This is a genomic window from Paracoccus seriniphilus, from assembly GCF_028553745.1.
Classification (GTDB): Bacteria; Pseudomonadota; Alphaproteobacteria; order Rhodobacterales; family Rhodobacteraceae; genus Paracoccus; species Paracoccus seriniphilus.
Genome location: NZ_CP067129.1, coordinates 787447 through 803395 on the forward strand (window position 1 = coordinate 787447; position 15949 = coordinate 803395).

13 protein-coding genes are annotated in these 15949 nt (G+C 62.5%); 7 read left to right on the forward strand and 6 right to left on the reverse strand.

What is annotated here, in order from left to right:
* Positions 1-151: 151 nt before the first annotated feature.
* Entirely contained in the window at positions 152-1381 is a 1230-nt protein-coding gene (locus JHW44_RS03880; RefSeq protein ID WP_245847231.1) for an efflux RND transporter periplasmic adaptor subunit, read from the forward strand.
* Positions 1378-4434 carry an efflux RND transporter permease subunit gene (locus tag JHW44_RS03885; RefSeq protein WP_089344939.1) on the forward strand — a complete coding sequence of 1019 codons (3057 nt, stop codon included), beginning with the start codon at positions 1378-1380 and terminating at the stop codon, positions 4432-4434. The genes JHW44_RS03880 and JHW44_RS03885 overlap by 4 nt, the downstream gene beginning before the upstream one ends.
* Before the next feature lie 68 nt (positions 4435-4502).
* Here the strand turns inward: JHW44_RS03885 and JHW44_RS03890 are convergent, their stop codons facing one another.
* The 6 genes from JHW44_RS03890 to JHW44_RS03915 all read right to left on the reverse strand — a co-directional run bounded on the left by JHW44_RS03890 (position 4503) and on the right by JHW44_RS03915 (position 10253).
* On the reverse strand, positions 4503-5798 hold the full coding sequence (locus JHW44_RS03890) for a pyruvate dehydrogenase complex dihydrolipoamide acetyltransferase (RefSeq protein ID WP_089344940.1): 1296 nt from the start codon (positions 5796-5798) through the stop codon (positions 4503-4505).
* A 13-nt stretch (positions 5799-5811) separates the two neighbouring features.
* Positions 5812-7173 (reverse strand): pyruvate dehydrogenase complex E1 component subunit beta, encoded by a 1362-nt coding sequence (locus JHW44_RS03895; RefSeq protein ID WP_089344941.1) that lies wholly within the window; start codon positions 7171-7173, stop codon positions 5812-5814.
* A 16-nt stretch (positions 7174-7189) separates the two neighbouring features.
* Positions 7190-8224, reverse strand: a complete 1035-nt coding sequence (pdhA, locus tag JHW44_RS03900; RefSeq protein ID WP_089344942.1) for a pyruvate dehydrogenase (acetyl-transferring) E1 component subunit alpha — start codon at positions 8222-8224, stop codon at positions 7190-7192.
* Between the two features lie 105 nt (positions 8225-8329).
* On the reverse strand, positions 8330-8623 hold the full coding sequence (locus JHW44_RS03905; protein WP_089345009.1) for an FtsB family cell division protein: 294 nt from the start codon (positions 8621-8623) through the stop codon (positions 8330-8332).
* A gap of 64 nt (positions 8624-8687) precedes the next feature.
* Positions 8688-9467, reverse strand: coding sequence for a 23S rRNA (adenine(2030)-N(6))-methyltransferase RlmJ (locus JHW44_RS03910; RefSeq protein ID WP_089344943.1), 780 nt, complete (start codon positions 9465-9467; stop codon positions 8688-8690).
* 558 nt (positions 9468-10025) lie between these two features.
* Positions 10026-10253 (reverse strand): DUF1127 domain-containing protein, encoded by a 228-nt coding sequence (locus JHW44_RS03915; protein WP_089344945.1) that lies wholly within the window; start codon positions 10251-10253, stop codon positions 10026-10028.
* Between the two features lie 339 nt (positions 10254-10592).
* Here JHW44_RS03915 and JHW44_RS03920 point away from each other — a divergent pair, with 339 nt between their 5' ends.
* The 5 genes from JHW44_RS03920 (at position 10593) to JHW44_RS03940 (ending at position 15944) form a co-directional block, all read left to right on the forward strand.
* Positions 10593-11675: an Mrp/NBP35 family ATP-binding protein gene (locus JHW44_RS03920; RefSeq protein WP_089344946.1), complete on the forward strand. Its 1083-nt coding sequence runs from the start codon at positions 10593-10595 to the stop codon at positions 11673-11675.
* Positions 11676-12274: 599 nt separating this feature from the next.
* Positions 12275-12790 carry a division/cell wall cluster transcriptional repressor MraZ gene (locus tag JHW44_RS03925; RefSeq protein WP_089344947.1) on the forward strand — a complete coding sequence of 172 codons (516 nt, stop codon included), beginning with the start codon at positions 12275-12277 and terminating at the stop codon, positions 12788-12790.
* Between the two features lie 3 nt (positions 12791-12793).
* Positions 12794-13765, forward strand: coding sequence for a 16S rRNA (cytosine(1402)-N(4))-methyltransferase RsmH (rsmH, locus tag JHW44_RS03930; RefSeq protein WP_089344948.1), 972 nt, complete (start codon positions 12794-12796; stop codon positions 13763-13765).
* Positions 13765-14115, forward strand: a complete 351-nt coding sequence (ftsL, locus tag JHW44_RS03935; RefSeq protein ID WP_089344949.1) for a cell division protein FtsL — start codon at positions 13765-13767, stop codon at positions 14113-14115. The genes rsmH and ftsL overlap by 1 nt, the downstream gene beginning before the upstream one ends.
* Positions 14112-15944: a peptidoglycan D,D-transpeptidase FtsI family protein gene (locus JHW44_RS03940; protein ID WP_089344950.1), complete on the forward strand. Its 1833-nt coding sequence runs from the start codon at positions 14112-14114 to the stop codon at positions 15942-15944. The genes ftsL and JHW44_RS03940 overlap by 4 nt, the downstream gene beginning before the upstream one ends.
* The last annotated feature ends 5 nt before the right edge of the window (positions 15945-15949 follow it).

Below are 15949 nucleotides of genomic sequence, written 5' to 3' on the forward strand. Positions count from 1 at the left end.
ACTGGCGAATTCGTGTAGCCGGGGCCGCGGGCGCATGTGGTTTAACTGCATGGCAAGACGGAATAGACTAAAAGGGTGACCACAGGGGTTCAGGACTGGACGCGGCTTGTCCGGTTCGCCTCGTCGGCACTCAGGATCGGGACACAGGGCCATGCAACGCGTTTTCTTCAGCCTGATGGCCATGGCCATGCTCTCTGTCTCCGCGCAGGCAGAAGACGTGCGTCTGCCTGAAATCGAGCGCGCGGCACCCATGGTCACGGTTGCCCCCGCAATCCGCGCCGAAATGCTGGCCCGCGTTCCCGTGTCAGGCAGCCTGGTGGCGCGCCAGGAAGTCCAGGTCTTCCCCAAGGTGACGGGCTTCGAAATCACCGAGATCCTTGCCGAAACCGGGGATCGTGTCGAACAGGGGCAGGTTCTGGCGCGCCTGTCCAATGATACGCTGTCTGCCCAACTCGCCCAGGCCGAGGCCGAATATCAGCGCGCCCTGGCCGGGGTGGGGCAGGCGCGAAGCAATATCGACAGCGCCGAAGCGTCTCTGACGCAGGCTGTGACTGCGCTGGAACGCGCGCGCCGATTGCGGCAAAGCGGCAATACATCTCAGGCTGCATTGGATCAGGCCGTGGCGACCGAGGCCAACGCCCGCGCCAGTGCGGCTTCGGCCTCGGATGGTCTGGCCGTGGCGCAGGCGGCTTTGGCAGAGGCGAATGCGGCTCGTCGCATCGCGCGGCTCAACCTGGAATATGCCGATATCAAGGCGCCGGTTGCGGGGCTGGTCGTGGCGCGCAATGCCGAACTGGGGGCCTTGTCGGGGGGATCGGCGGCGCCCCTGTTCACCCTGATCGCGGACGGAGAGATCGAACTGGAGGCCGAGGTCATCGAAACGGCCTTGCCCAAACTGTCGCAGGGCGATCCCGTCGATGTCGAGATTGCCGGGCTTGGCAATGTCGAAGGCGCGGTGCGCCTGGTGCCGGCCTCGGTCGATCCGGTCACGCGGCTGGGGCTTATGCGCATTTCCCTGAAGGACAAGGCCGAATTGCGCAGCGGATTATTCGCCAGCGGCTGGGTCACCACCGACCGTCGCGAGGCGATCACCGTGCCCGCGACGGCGGTGCTGGCCGATGCCACGGGTGAGCGGGTGCAGGTCGTGGCAGACGGGCGGATTGAAACCCGACCGGTCAGGGCGGGGCTTCTGTGGCAGGGCCGGCGGGAAATCCTTGAAGGTCTTGCCGAGGGCGAACAGGTGGTCGCGCGTTCGGGGGCCTTCTTTCGCGATGGAGACCAGGTTCACACGGTCGATCCGGGCATGATGCGGGACAGCGATGGCCCGACCGGGGGCGGACGGGAAACCGCCAGTGCCGCGGCAGAGGCGACCAACCCATGAACATGTCCACCTGGTCGATCAGGCATCCCGTTCCACCGATTGCCCTGTTCATGGTGCTGCTTGTGGTCGGGCTGTTCAGCTTTGGCCGCCTGCCGGTCACGGCCATGCCCAATATCGACCTGCCGATTGTCAGCGTCAGCATCTCGCAGCCCGGCGCGGCACCTTCGGAACTGATCAGCCAGGTCGTGCAGCCGGTCGAGGACAGCATTGCCTCGGTTACCGGGGTGCGTCACATGACCTCGACCGCCACGGACAGCAGCGCCAGCATCACCATCGAATTCGAACTGGAAACCGACAGCGACCGGGCGGTGAATGACGTCAAGGACGCGGTGTCGAATGTGCGGGCCGAGCTGCCTGAAAGCATCAACGAGCCCATCGTGCAACGCGTCGATGTGACCGGTTTTCCGATCCTGACCTATGCCGTCAGCGATCCGACACAAAGCATCGAGGGCCTGTCGAAATTCGTCGATGACGTGATCGGGCGTGAATTGTCCAATGTGCCCGGCGTGGCCAGAACCTCGCGCATTGGCGGGGCCGAGCGTCAGATCAAGGTTGATCTGGACCCCGACCGGCTTCTGGCGCATGGCCTGACCGCAGCGGATGTTTCGGGTCAGTTGCGCAACAAGAATATCGACATGGGTGGGGGTCGTGGCGATCTGGCCGGGACCGAATATTCGATCCGCACCCTTGGCTCGGCCGATACGGTCGAGCAACTGGCCGCCACGCCGATTGCGATTGGCACCGGCCGGACCATCCGTCTGGACCAGTTGGGAACCGTCGTCGATGGTGCCAGTGACGAACGCACCTTTGCCCTGCTGGATGCGCAGCCGGTGGTGGCCTTCGGGGTCTATCGCGGCTCGGGTGAATCCGATCTGGCCGCCGGGGATGCAACCAAGAAGCGTCTGGAAGAACTGCGTCAGGAATATCCCAATACCCGCATCACGTTGATTGACGACAGCACGACCTATACCGCCGCCAGCTATCACAGCGCGATGGAGACCCTTTATGAAGGTGCGGCGCTGGCCGTGGTGGTGGTCTTTCTGTTCCTGCGCAACTGGCGGGCCACGCTGATCGCGGCGGTGGCGTTGCCCCTGTCGATCATTCCGACCTTTTTCGTGATGCACTGGCTGGGCTTTACTTTGAATGGCATCAGCCTGCTGGGTATCACGCTGGTTACCGGCATCCTTGTCGATGATGCCATCGTGGAAATCGAGAATATCGTCCGCCATATCGGCATGGGGGTTCCCCCCTATGAGGCCAGCGAAGAGGCTGCCAATGAAATCGGTCTGACGGTCATCGCGATCAGCTTCTCGATTGTCGCGGTATTTGCGCCGGTCAGCTTCATGGGCGGGATTCCGGGACAGTATTTCAAGCAATTCGGGCTGACGGTCGCCGTGTCCGTGCTGTTTTCGCTGCTGGTCGCGCGGATCATCACGCCCATGCTGGCCGCCTATTTCATGCGCGGTACCGCCCATGCGGAAACGCCCGAAGACGGCTTTGTGATGGCCCGTTTGATGGCGTTGTGCCGCTGGACGCTGCGCCATCGCGGGCTGACCCTGCTGGCGGGGCTGGGGATCTTCGCGGGTTCGATCTATTCGGCGACCCTGCTGCCGACTGAGTTCATTCCGGCCTCGGACGTCGGGCGCAGCCAGATCGAGGTGGAATTGCCACCCGGTTCGACGATTTCGGAAACCCAGGATGCAACCCGCCGTTTGACGCAAGAGATCGCGCATACGCCCGAGGTCAAATCGGTCTTTGCCTATGGCGATGGCGTCGATGTCACCACCGCGCGGGTGATGATCAATTACGGCAAGAAGGAAACCCGCGACCGATCGCAATTCGCGCTGGAGGCTGAGCTGAAGGAGCGGCTGTCCCTGACGCCCGATATGCGGATCAATTTCCAGAATGAGAACGGCCAGAATGACCTGTCAATCAGCGTTTTGGGCGAAACGGACGAAGGCGCTGCCCTTGCGGCCGAGCGTCTGGCCACAAGGATGTCGCGCTTGCCGACGCTGGAGGGCGTGACCTCTTCGGCCAGCCTGCAGCGGCCAGAAATCCAGATCTATCCACGTTCCGATGTGGCTGCACAACTGGGCGTCAGCGCCAGCGCCATGGCCACGACCCTGCGGATTGCCACGCTGGGCGATACCGAGGCAAATCTGGCCAAATTCAATACCGGCGACGAACAGCTGCCCATTGTCGTGCGGCTGAACGAGGCCGCGCGGACCGATCTGATGCAGGTGCAGAACCTGCGGGTGCCCAGTTCGGCGGGCCAGATCCCGCTGGGGACGGTCGCCGAGGTCAGGCTGTCGGCCGGCGCCACCGAGATCGGGCGCTATGATCGCCAGTATCAGACCAGCGTCAGCGCAAATCTGGCCGACGGAGCCTTGCTGGGGCCGGTCAGTGCGCAGGTCACGCAATTGCAGGATGAGATCGAGATGCCGCCGGGTACGCGCATTCAGGCGGCGGGTGACGCTGAAATCATGGGCGAGGTCTTCGCGGCCTTCGGGACTGCGATGGGGGCCGGCGTGATGCTGGTCTATGTCGTGCTGGTGTTGCTCTTTCATAACTTTGTCACCCCGATCACGATTCTTCTGTCGCTGCCCCTGGCGATTGGCGGGGCGATCCTTGCGTTGTTCATCACCGGCAATTCGATCAGCATGGCTGTTGTCATCGGCTTTCTGATGCTGATGGGGATCGTGACCAAGAACTCGATCATGCTGGTCGAATTTGCCCTGACCTCGATGGCCGAGGGCACACCGAAGCGCGAGGCGATCCTTGATGCCGTGCACAAGCGGGCGCGCCCCATCGTGATGACAACCATCGCGATGAGCGCGGGCATGATTCCCTCGGCCATGGCAACGGGCGAGGGGGGCGAGTTCCGCGCCCCCATGGCCATTGCGGTGATCGGGGGGCTGATCCTGTCTACCGTGCTGTCACTGCTGTTCGTGCCATCGCTGTTTTCGATGGTGCATGGCGCGCAGGGCGGTGTCTTTGGCTGGCTTGGCAAGCGAATTGGGCTGAACAAGGCGCGCGATATCCCGGCGCAATAGACCGTGCTGACAGGCATGAAAAAGGGGGCGTCAAGGCCCCCTTTTCCCGTTTCTGTCGGTCGGTCCGGTCAGGCCAGCATGGCGACCGGATTTTCCAGGTTCGTGACGATGGCTTCCAGCAGTTGTGCCCCCAGCGCCCCGTCGATCACCCGGTGATCGACCGACAGCGTCATGGACATGACATTGCGGATGACGACTTCGTCGCCTTCGACCACGGGGGTCTTGATCCCGGCACCCACGGCCAGAATGGCGCCATGGGGCGGATTGATGACCGCATCGAAGTTCTCGATGCCGAACATGCCCAGATTCGAGATCGCGAAGCTGCCGCCCTGATATTCATGCGGGGCCAGCTTCCTGGACTTGGCCCGACCTGCCAGATCCTTCATTTCTGCCGACAGCGAGGACAATGTCTTGATCTCGGCATCTTTCAGAACCGGCGTGAACAGGCCGCCTTCGACAGCGACGGCAACCGCCACATCCGAAGGCTTCAGCTTGATGATCCGGTCACCGGCCCAGACGGCATTGGCGTCGGGCACCTGCTGCAGGGCCAATGCGCAGGCCTTGATGATGAAATCGTTGACGCTCAGCTTGACGCCGCGCGATTCCAGCTGCTGGTTCAGCGTGGCACGGAATTTCATCAGCTCGTCCAGCTTGGCCGAACGACGCAGATAGAAATGCGGGATGGTCTGCTTGGCCTCGCCCAGACGCTGCGCGATGGTGCGGCGCATCCCGTCCAGCTGAACCTCTTCGGTTTCGCGATCGGCATAGATCCTGGCGATTGCATCGGCCGAAGGCGGCTTGGGCGCGGCGGGTGCGGCGGTGGTGGCAGATGCAGCGGTCTCGGCCCCGGGGGCGGGGGCTGCGCCGGGCTGCGCTCCCTCGACATCCGCCTTGACGATCCGGCCATGCGGGCCCGAGCCCTTGATGGCGGTCAGATCGATGCCCTTGTCAGCCGCAATGCGACGCGCCAGAGGCGAAGCAAAGACACGCTGCCCCGAGGCCGATACCGGTGCGGCAGGGGCCTTGGCTGGCGCGGCTGTGGCGGTTTCGGGGGCCTCGGCTTCAGCCTTGGGAGCTTCGGCCTTTGGCGCGGGGGCCTTGGCGATATCGTCGACGCTTTCGCCCTCTTCCAGAAGAACCGCGATGGGCGTGTTGACCTTCACGCCGGCGCTGCCTTCCTCGACCAGCAGCTTGCCGATCTTGCCTTCGTCAACGGCTTCGAATTCCATCGTCGCCTTGTCGGTTTCGATCTCGGCCAGAATATCGCCGGACTTGACCTCGTCGCCTTCCTTGACCAGCCATTTGGCCAGGGTGCCTTCTTCCATCGTCGGAGACAGCGCGGGCATCAGGATTTCTGTTGGCATCTCGCATATCCCCTTATTTATAGGTGACTTTTTTCACCGCTTCGACGACCTCATCGGCGTTCAGCAGTGCGTGTTTTTCCAGATTGGCGGCATAGGGCATGGGCACGTCCTTGCCGGTGCAGTTGATCACCGGGGCATCCAGATAGTCGAAGGCGTTTTCCATGACATGCGCCGAGATATGGTTGCCGATCGACGCGACCGGGAAGCCTTCCTCGACGGTGACACAACGATTGGTCTTTTTCACCGACTCCAGAATGGTGTCATAATCCAGCGGACGCAGGGTCCGCAGATCGACCACCTCGGCCTCGATCCCGTCTTCGGCCAGCTTGTCCGCTGCCTCCAGCGCATGGGTCATGCCAATGCCGAAGCTGACAATCGTCACATCGCTGCCCGAGCGCGCAATCCGCGCCTTGCCGAAGGGGATGGTGAAATCATCCATGTCCGGCACTTCGAAGCTGCGGCCATAGAGAATCTCGTTTTCAAGGAAGATCACCGGGTTGGGATCGCGAATCGCCTGTTTCAGCAGACCTTTGGCATCTGCGGCGCTATAGGGCATGACCACCTTCAGGCCGGGGATCTGGGCATACCATGCCGCGTAATCCTGGCTGTGCTGGGCACCCACACGTGCGGCGGCGCCATTGGGGCCGCGGAACACGATGGAACAACCCATCTGCCCACCCGACATATACAGGGTCTTGGCGGCCGAGTTGATGATATGGTCAATTGCCTGCATGGCAAAGTTGAAGGTCATGAACTCGACGATCGGGCGCAGACCGGCCAGCGCGGCACCGGTGCCGATGCCGGTAAAGCCGATTTCGCTGATGGGCGTGTCGACCACCCGACGCGGACCGAATTTGTCCAGCAGGCCCTGGCTGATCTTGTAGGCGCCCTGATATTCGCCGACTTCCTCGCCCATCAGGAAGACCGTATCGTCGCGGGTCATCTCTTCTTCCATGGCCTCGCGCAGCGCTTCGCGCACGGTCATGGTCTTCATCGGGGTGCCTTCGGGCCAGTCCGGGCTGCGATCCGGAGCCGGAGCTTCGGGGGCGGCCGCGGCCGCGGGGGCGTCTTCCGCCCTGGCTTCTGCGGGTTGGGCCGCCGGGGCCGAGCTCTGGATGTCGTCGGCGCTTTCGCCTTCCTCGATCAGCACGGCGATGGGCGTGTTGACGGCAACACCCTGCGTGCCCTCGGCGACCAGCAGCTTGCCGATCTTGCCTTCATCGACGGCTTCGAATTCCATCGTGGCCTTGTCGGTTTCGATTTCGGCAAGAATGTCGCCGGATTTCACGTCATCGCCTTCCTTGACCAGCCATTTGGCCAATGTGCCTTCTTCCATGGTCGGCGACAGGGCGGGCATCAGAATTTCGGTTGCCATTCTAGATCACTCTCCCTCAGGCGTTTTCTTTGGCGCTGCCCTGCGGCAGCTCGCTGGCGTAAATGTCGGTCCACAGCTGATCCAGCGCCGGTTCCGGGCTTTCCTTGGCGAACTCGGCGGAATCATTGACGATGTCCTTGATTTCCTTGTCGACGGCTTTCAACTCGTCCTCGGTGGCATGTTTGCCCTGCAGCAGCAGGTCGCGCACATGTTCGATCGAGTCACGCTCGTCGCGCATCTTCTGAACCTCTTCGCGGGTCCGGTATTTCGCCGGGTCGGACATCGAATGGCCGCGATAGCGATAGGTCATCACTTCAAGGATGTAGGGGCCCTTGCCCGCACGACAATGCGCGACCGCCTTTTCGCCTGCGGCCTTCACTGCCAGGACATCCATGCCGTCGACCTGTTCGCCGGGAATGCCGAATGCTTCGCCGCGGCCGAAGAGGCTGGTCGATTTGGTCGAACGCTTCACCGAGGTGCCCATGGCGTATTGGTTGTTTTCGATCACGAAAACGACCGGCAGATCCCAGAGTTCGGCCATGTTGTAGGATTCGTAGACCTGACCCTGGTTCGCCGCGCCATCACCGAAATAGGTGAAGGTCACATTGTCATTGCCCAGGTATTTGTCGGCAAAGGCCAGCCCGGCCCCCAGCGGAACCTGCGCGGCAACGATGCCATGCCCGCCATAGAAGTGCTTTTCGCGGCTGAACATATGCATGCTGCCGCCCTTGCCCTTGGAATAACCACCCTCGCGGCCGGTCAGTTCGGCCATGACACCGCGCGGGTCCATGCCGCAGGCCAGCATATGGCCGTGGTCACGATAGGAGGTGATACGTTTGTCACCTTCCTTTGCGGCTGCTTCCAGCCCGACGACGACGGCTTCCTGACCGATATACAGGTGACAGAAGCCACCGATCAGCCCCATGCCGTAAAGCTGTCCGGCCTTTTCTTCAAAGCGCCGGATCAACAACATGTCGCGATAAAATTTCAGCAGTTCGTCCTTTGACGTATTGGACGGCGCTGCCGTGCCGCCTGCGGGTTTCCTGGCCATGCGGGCATTCCTCCTGGATGCTACGGAGTAGTTCAGCGTTAAACTATCCGTAAACCATCGCTTCGAGGGGTGCAATGGCGCGCGTTTGGGCCCCTTGTTTCAGGGTCAGCGCAGGATGATCTCATCCGGCCGCAGCAGGCCCAGAACCTCGCGTGCGCGCTCATCCAGCAGGTCAAGGTCAAGGTAATCATCCGACAGGCGATGAGTCAGATTCTGCATCTGCTCCACCTCGTTGCGCAGCTGGTCACGTTCTTGCGACAATTCGGCGGTTTCGGCTTCGATCTGGATTCTGCGCAGAATGCCCGAAGGGCCCTGCACCGCGGCAAAGGCAAAATAAAGACCAAGGATAAGCGCCAGTACAAAGAAAACGGTCGCGCTGATCGAAAGGCGCTGTGTCATGCCCTGAACCATTCGTTGTTGTTGCGCCATGATGCCACAGCAGACCGGTCAGGGGAAACCCGCGCTAGCAGTTCTTGCGAAAGATTGCCTGAAGCTGCTGTGCTTCGCCGTCCAGCCCATAGGGGGCGTTCAGGATCCACATCCCTGAACCGACCATCGAATGTCCCGCACGGGCCGGAGGAAATCGAACCTCTGACCGCAGGGCCTGGGGATGTGCCTGCATCAGCGCCTGCAGCATCGCGTCGTGCCGGTTGTCGGTCAGGATCGGATACCACAGCGCAATGACCCCCACGTTCCATTTGCGCGCGATCTGGCCGATGCGGCGCGGGATGGTGTCATATTCCGATTTGACCTCGTAGCTGGGGTCGATCAGCAGAAAGCCGCGTCGCGGTGTCGGCGGGCAGACGGCATGCGCCATCTCGAACCCGTCCTGGTGATACAGCGTCGCAAACCATGACAACTGTTCCAGATGGGCGAACTCATTGGGGTGCATCTCGGCCAGGATTGCGCGATCGGTCGGACGCAGGATCTGCGCCGCGATCAAAGGAGAGCCCGCATAGGCGGTATCGCCATGCATGCGCCGGACCTCTTGCAGGGCGGTCAGCAGCGGGTGGTCCTTGGGCAGCCAGCCATTGGCGGCTGCGCGCTGGATGCCTGCCCTTGCCTCACCCGTTTTCAGCGATTCGGCGGAATCGAGGTGATAGAGGCCGCGCCCGGCATGGGTCTCGATATAGCTGAGCGGCTTGTCCTTGCGGGTCATATAGGCCAGCGCTGTCGCAAGCAGGGCGTGCTTGTGCAGATCGGCCAGATTTCCGGCGTGATAGGCGTGTTGATAACTGAGCATCACCTTGCCTTACCCCTGAACCGCGAAGGGCGAAAGGGGCGGCTGACAACTTGGCAGGATCAGCGGGCAATGAATGTGCGAAGCGAGGGGAGATTGCGGCGGCACCCAGGGAGGAGGAGGAGGGGTGCCGCCGCGCAACGCTGGCCCAGGGAGGAGGGAGGGCCGCGTATGGGCTGCGACGCCGGCCAGGGAGGAGGAGAGGCCTACGTCGCATGCTGCCGGACCAAGGGAGGAGGAGAAGGTCCGTAGCATCAGGTTGCCGCAATCGGAGCGGCTATGGGGTGCGGCCAGCCCCAGGGAGGAGGAGAAGGGCTTTGCCGCAAACGATCGGCTCCGAGGGAGGAGGAGTGAGCCGTTCGTAACAGGTTGCCGCGTTATGGGGCGGCTATGTTTTTGCGGTGACCTCTGGGAGGAGGAGTGAGGCCACCGCCTGACGCCGTTCCCAGGGAGGAGGAGAGGGGACCGGCGCTATCTAGGGGCGACACTCTCCTGGGAGGAGGAGGGGAGAGTGTCGCCAATCCCTGCCCGGGGAGGAGGTCGGGCGGGAATTCGAATTCCTTATTTCGACGAACCCCAGGCTGCTTCGTGAGCCAGGCGGGTGATCATCGAGCGGCTGATTCCCAGATCGTTCAGATCACGGGTGGTCAGCGCATTCAGTTCGCGAACGGTCTGGCGATAGACTGCGTTGCGAGCGCGATTTTCCTGATAGCGCTGAACCGCAGCCGACAGACGTCCGCGCAGGCCGGTTGCGGCCGATGCGTTTTGTGCTTGGGCGAATACGGTCATTGCTCTATTCCTTGCATCTTCTTCGGTCTGGCGCCCGGCCCGGATGGCCCGGCGCTTCGTTGGTTTAAAGATGGCGCTAATGCTGCGAATGCACAATGGATGGTTTCGTAATGCTGCCATGCAGCAATCGCATGGCTCGTCCGGGTCATTTTCGCGGCGACGGGGTGAAATTGCACTTTAAGATCAATCAGGCTTTTCCGTTAGCGGTCACGCTGCATAGCGGAAACTGCTGAAATCTTGACCTCTTCTGCGCGGAGGACTTGCGGTGGCTGCAGGGGGTGGCTGCCGGTGGCCGACCTGTGCAAGATGTGCCACGAAAGATCATGAAGGAATTATGACATGTCCGTCACACGTGAAGTTGCCCTTGGGGAAATCTCTGACATTGCGCTTCCGGACGGCAAAACCCTTGCCGCAGCAGATATCCTGCGGGCGTTTACCCTCGAGTCCGGCACGGTGCGATTCGTGCTTGAGGTCGCCGATGCCGGTGCGGCGAAGGCGCTGGCCCCGGTCGAGGCCGAGGCGCGCCGTCGCTTGCTGGCGCTGGAGGGCGTTGATGATGTGCAGATCGTCATGACGGCGCCCGCTGGCAAACCCGCTGCACCGGCCAGGGGGGATGCGCCCTCGTTGAAGATCGGGCGGCACCCGACCGCGCAGGCTGGCCCGCAGCCGGTGCCGGGGGTGCGCAGCATTATCGCCATAGGGTCGGGCAAGGGTGGTGTCGGCAAATCGACGCTGACCTCGAATCTGGCCGTGGCATTGGCGCGGGCCGGGCGAAAGGTCGGATTGCTGGACGCCGATATCTATGGGCCGTCCCAGCCGCGCATGATGGGAGTGTCCGGTCGCCCGGCCAGCCCGGACGGGCAGCGGATCGAGCCGCTGAAGGCGCATGGCGTCACGATGATGTCGATCGGCCTGATGCTGAAGGAAAGCGAGGCCGTCGTCTGGCGCGGTCCGATGCTGATGGGTGCCTTGCAGCAGTTGCTGCAGCAGGTGAACTGGGGTGAACTGGACATTCTGCTGATCGACCTGCCTCCGGGCACCGGTGATGTGCAATTGTCCCTGTGCCAGAAGGCCGCCGTGACCGGGGCGATCATCGTCTCGACCCCGCAGGATGTCGCATTGCTGGACGCGCGCCGCGCGATCGACATGTTCAACAAGCTGAAAACACCGGTTCTCGGGCTGGTCGAAAACATGTCCAGCTATATCTGTCCCAAGTGCGGGCATGAGGCGCATCTGTTCGGACATGGCGGCGTGGCCGAGGATGCGCGAAAAATGGATCTGCCCTTTCTGGGAGAAATTCCCCTGCAGCTCGAGATCCGTCTGGCGGGGGACGCGGGGCGTCCGGTTGCCCTGGGTGAGGGCGATGTCTCGGATGCCTATGCGCGTCTGGCCGACCGCCTGATCAAGGGCGGCCTGGCCTGATCGGCTGTGCGACGGGCGCATCTGGGAATTCCCGGCACCGCTGGGAATGCATGGCACCGGCGCCCGTTTTCTCTCTCGTTTCCGTGATTCGTTGTGAGGACCTCCGGATATCCACCATATGTGCCTGCCGGATAACGGGAATGGCGAGTTCCTGAGCCAGATTCCGCTCAACTCAATACCTTATCCATATTTAGGGGTTCATTGGTAAGGGTCGTCTATTTGTAGCGGACGACCCATAGGCCGGACAATTTTTTCCCTTGCGTAAGGTCGTTTCCGGGCCGGGGCTTGTGGTGCTTTCCCGAAAAAATCCGTTGCTTCCCATGAATTCCCATGTCACAACTTGATCACGAAGACGGGCAGTGAAGGGGCATCAAGACCCCATGTGGCGACGCAGGTTTCATGCAGGCACCCGTTTTCCAAATAGTCGGTCCGCGCGTGCGAGCAGCACCTCCCCCAGGTGGCGCGTGACAGGGCCGGCAAACCCCGAATGGGGCCCATGTTTTGGGAACGAGGGCGGCGGATTGGGCAGTGGCAGCGGCCCAATCCGCCTTTCTCATTTTGGGCGGATGCACAAGATGGGGCAGTGAGGACGGGCGGGCGTGGCGCGAAAGTTCAGAGGCACAGAGACCGTAAAGGTCGATGGAAAGGGCCGGATGTCGGTCCCCGCCCGGCTGCGGAAGGTCTTTGATGCCTGTGATCCCGCATTTGCGACATCCAATACCGGTCGCACCCAGGTCGTTGCCGTCTATGGCCCCGACTGGTGGAACTGGATCGAGCTTTACAGCATCGAGGCGATCGAAGATATCGACGAACAGATCGACAAATTGACCCGGGGCAGCAAGAAGCGCCGCTGGCTGGAGCAGTTGATGAACGGGCAATCCGTCGATCTGGAGATCGACCGCGAGGGACGGCTGGTCCTTCCCCAGAAACTGCGTGAGAAGCTGGGCTTCGACAATGGCGTCGAGACGACGTTCGAATCGCATGGCGATTATGTCAAAGTCTATCTTCCCGACTCGCGTCCCAAGGATGTCGAGGAACTCGAGGAATTTGCCGCCTCGAAGGGGCCGGGCTTTGATCCGCGCGTGTTCCTCAGCGAAGATGAAAGCGAAGAATAGGCCATGGCTGCTGATCCACATATTCCGGTTCTGCTGAACCCGCTGCTTCGTGCGGTGGCGCCGGTTTCGGGTGTCTGGCTGGACGGAACATTCGGTGCGGGCGGTTATGCCCGCGGCCTGCTGGCGGCCGGTGCAGACAGGGTGATCGGGGTCGATCGTGATCCCATGGTCTTCGAGATGGCACGGGACTGGGCGGCGGATTTCGGCGACCGGCTGCGTCTGGTCGAGGGCACCTTTTCCGATCTGGATACACTGGCGGGCGAACCTCTGGACGGTGTGGTGCTGGATCTGGGCGTCAGTTCGATGCAGCTTGATCAGGCCGAGCGCGGCTTTTCCTTCATGCGCGAAGGGCCGCTGGACATGCGCATGGCGCAGGACGGGCCTTCGGCTGCGGAACTGCTGAACACCGCCGATGAGGCCGTGATCGCGGATGTGCTGTATCATTACGGCGAGGAGCGGGCCTCGCGCCGGATTGCGCGCGCCATTGTTGCCGCGCGTCCCTTGACGACCACCGCGCAATTGGCCGAGGTGGTCTCCCATTGTCTGCCTCGCCCCAAGCCGGGCCAAAGTCATCCGGCCACGCGCAGTTTTCAGGCGATCCGCATCTGGGTGAATGACGAATTCCGGCAACTGGTCGAGGGGCTGTCCGCCGCCGAACGGGCCCTGAAGCCCGGTGGCCAGTTGGCGGTGGTCAGCTTTCATTCGTTGGAGGACCGCATCGTCAAGCGTTTCATGCAGGCGCGTTCGAACACCGGGGGCGGGGGCAGTCGCTATGCGCCCGTGCAGGAGGTCGCCCCCGCCGCTTTCCGGCTGCCATTCCGGCGCGCGATCGGCCCGGATCCGGGTGAGACCGATCAGAACCCGCGTGCGCGCTCGGCCCTGTTGCGGGTTGCGGTGCGCACCGAAGCTCCGGCAGGGCGCGCGGATGATGGCGCGCTGGCCATGCCAAGGCTACCGGTCAAGGGGGGTGGGTGATGCGCTCGCTGACCTATCTGGCGGTGACCTTGCTGGTGATGGGTTTGGCATTCTGGGCCTATCGCGAAAACTACCGCACACAGGCCGCGATCAGTTCCATGGCGCAGGTGCAACGCGAAATTGGCGGGCTTCGCGAGGATCTGGGTGTCCTGCGGGCCGAATGGGCCTATCTGAACCGCCCCGAACGGCTGGCCGAACTGGTCGATCTCAACTTCGAGCGGTTGCAGCTGGTCCCGGTGGAATCGACCCAGTTCGTCGGTCTTGAACATGTGGATTATCCCAAGCCCCGGCCCGCCGAGGCGATTGATGATGCCGGCGATGATGCCGATCTTCAGGAGGAACAGCCATGATCCGCACCCCCCTGCGCCCCTTGGCACGAATCCTGCGTGCCCGTGACCGCGGCGAGAACCCCGACGAGATCGAAGCCGAGAACCGGCGCCTGCGTCATGAAGCCATTCAGGACAAGGCCCGGCGGCGCGCCGAGGGTCGGCTGGTGCTGATGTCGGCCTGTTTCATCCTGGCCTTCGCAACGGTCGGCCTGCGGATGGGGGCCCTGGCCTCCAGCGAGCCAAGCGAGCCCCGCGCCCAGGTTCTGTCCTCGCAGATCATCTCGCAGCGTGCCGATATCACCGACCGTCGTGGGCGTGTGCTGGCGACGAATCTGCTGACCCATTCGGTCTATGCCCATCCCCATCAGATGATCGATCCCGTCGGCGCGGCACGCGGGCTTGCGCAGATATTTCCCGATCTGGACGAAGAGCGGCTGATCCGCGATTTTACCGGCACCCGCAAATTCATGTGGATCAAGCGCAAGATCAGCCCCGAGCAGATGCAGGCCGTGCATGACATCGGCGAGCCGGGCCTGCTGTTCGGGCCGCGCGAGATGCGCATCTATCCCAATGGCAGCATCGCCAGCCATATTCTGGGCGGTTCGGGCTTTGGCCAGGAAGGCGTCAGCAGCGCCGAGGTTCTGGGCATCGCCGGGGTGGAAAAGGCCTTCGACAACTGGCTGCGCGATCCCTCGCATGATGGCGCGCCGCTGGCGCTCTCCATCGACCTGACGGCGCAGTCTGCCATGGAGGAAGTGCTGGCCTCGGGCATGAAGGTGATGAATGCCAAGGGTGCTGCGGGCATCCTGCTGGAAATCAAGACCGGCGAAATCGTCGCCATGGCCAGCCTGCCGGATTTCGACCCCAATGACCGGCCCCGTCCCCTGTTGAAGGGCGATGCTTCGGACAGCCCTTTGTTCAACCGCGCGGTTCAGGGGCAGTATGAGCTGGGGTCGACCTTCAAGATATTCCCGATCGCGCAGGCGATGGATCTGAAGCTGATCAACCCCAACACCAGTATCAATTCCACCAGCCCGATAAAGATCGGGAAATATCTGATCCATGATTTCCACAATTACGGCAAGACGCTCAGCGTGACCGATGTGATCGTGAAATCCTCCAATGTCGGCACCGTGCGCATCGCGCAGATGCTGGGCATCGAGCGTCAGAAGGACTTTCTGAAGAAGCTGGGTCTGTTCGAGCCGACCTCCATCGAGATGGTCGAGGCACCAACCGGCCAGCCCCTGGTGCCGTCACGCTGGCCTGCCGTGACGGCGGCGACGGTTTCCTTTGGTCACGGTCTGGCGGCCAGCCCACTGCATCTGGCGGCGGCCTATGCGACCATCGGCAATCACGGCAGGAAGGTCACGCCCACCCTGATTCACGGTCGCAAGCGGCCAGAAGGAGAACAGATCCTGTCGCCGCGCGCGGCGGAGCTGGCCATCGGAATGTTGCGGCAGGTGGTGACGCGCGGGACTGCCCGGCGCGCCGATGTCGAGGGCTATGAGGTCGCGGGCAAGACCGGCACCGCCGACAAGCCGCGTCCTTCGGGCGGCTATTACAAGAACAAGGTTGTCGCCACCTTCGCCTCGGTCTTTCCGGCCAGCGATCCCCAATATGTCCTGGTCGTGACGCTGGACGAACCCTCGATCACCAATGCGCGGGGCGGCGAGAGCCGCACGGCGGGGCTGACAGCGGTGCCGGTCGCGGCCGAACTGGTCCGGCGGCTTGCGCCCCTGCTGGGGCTCAAGGCCAGAACCGACGAAAAGCTGCCGACCATTGCGGCGCGCTTTCAGCCGCGTGTTGAACCTGCGTCCGGCGATGGGGTAAGGCTCGTCTCGAACAAATAACGGGT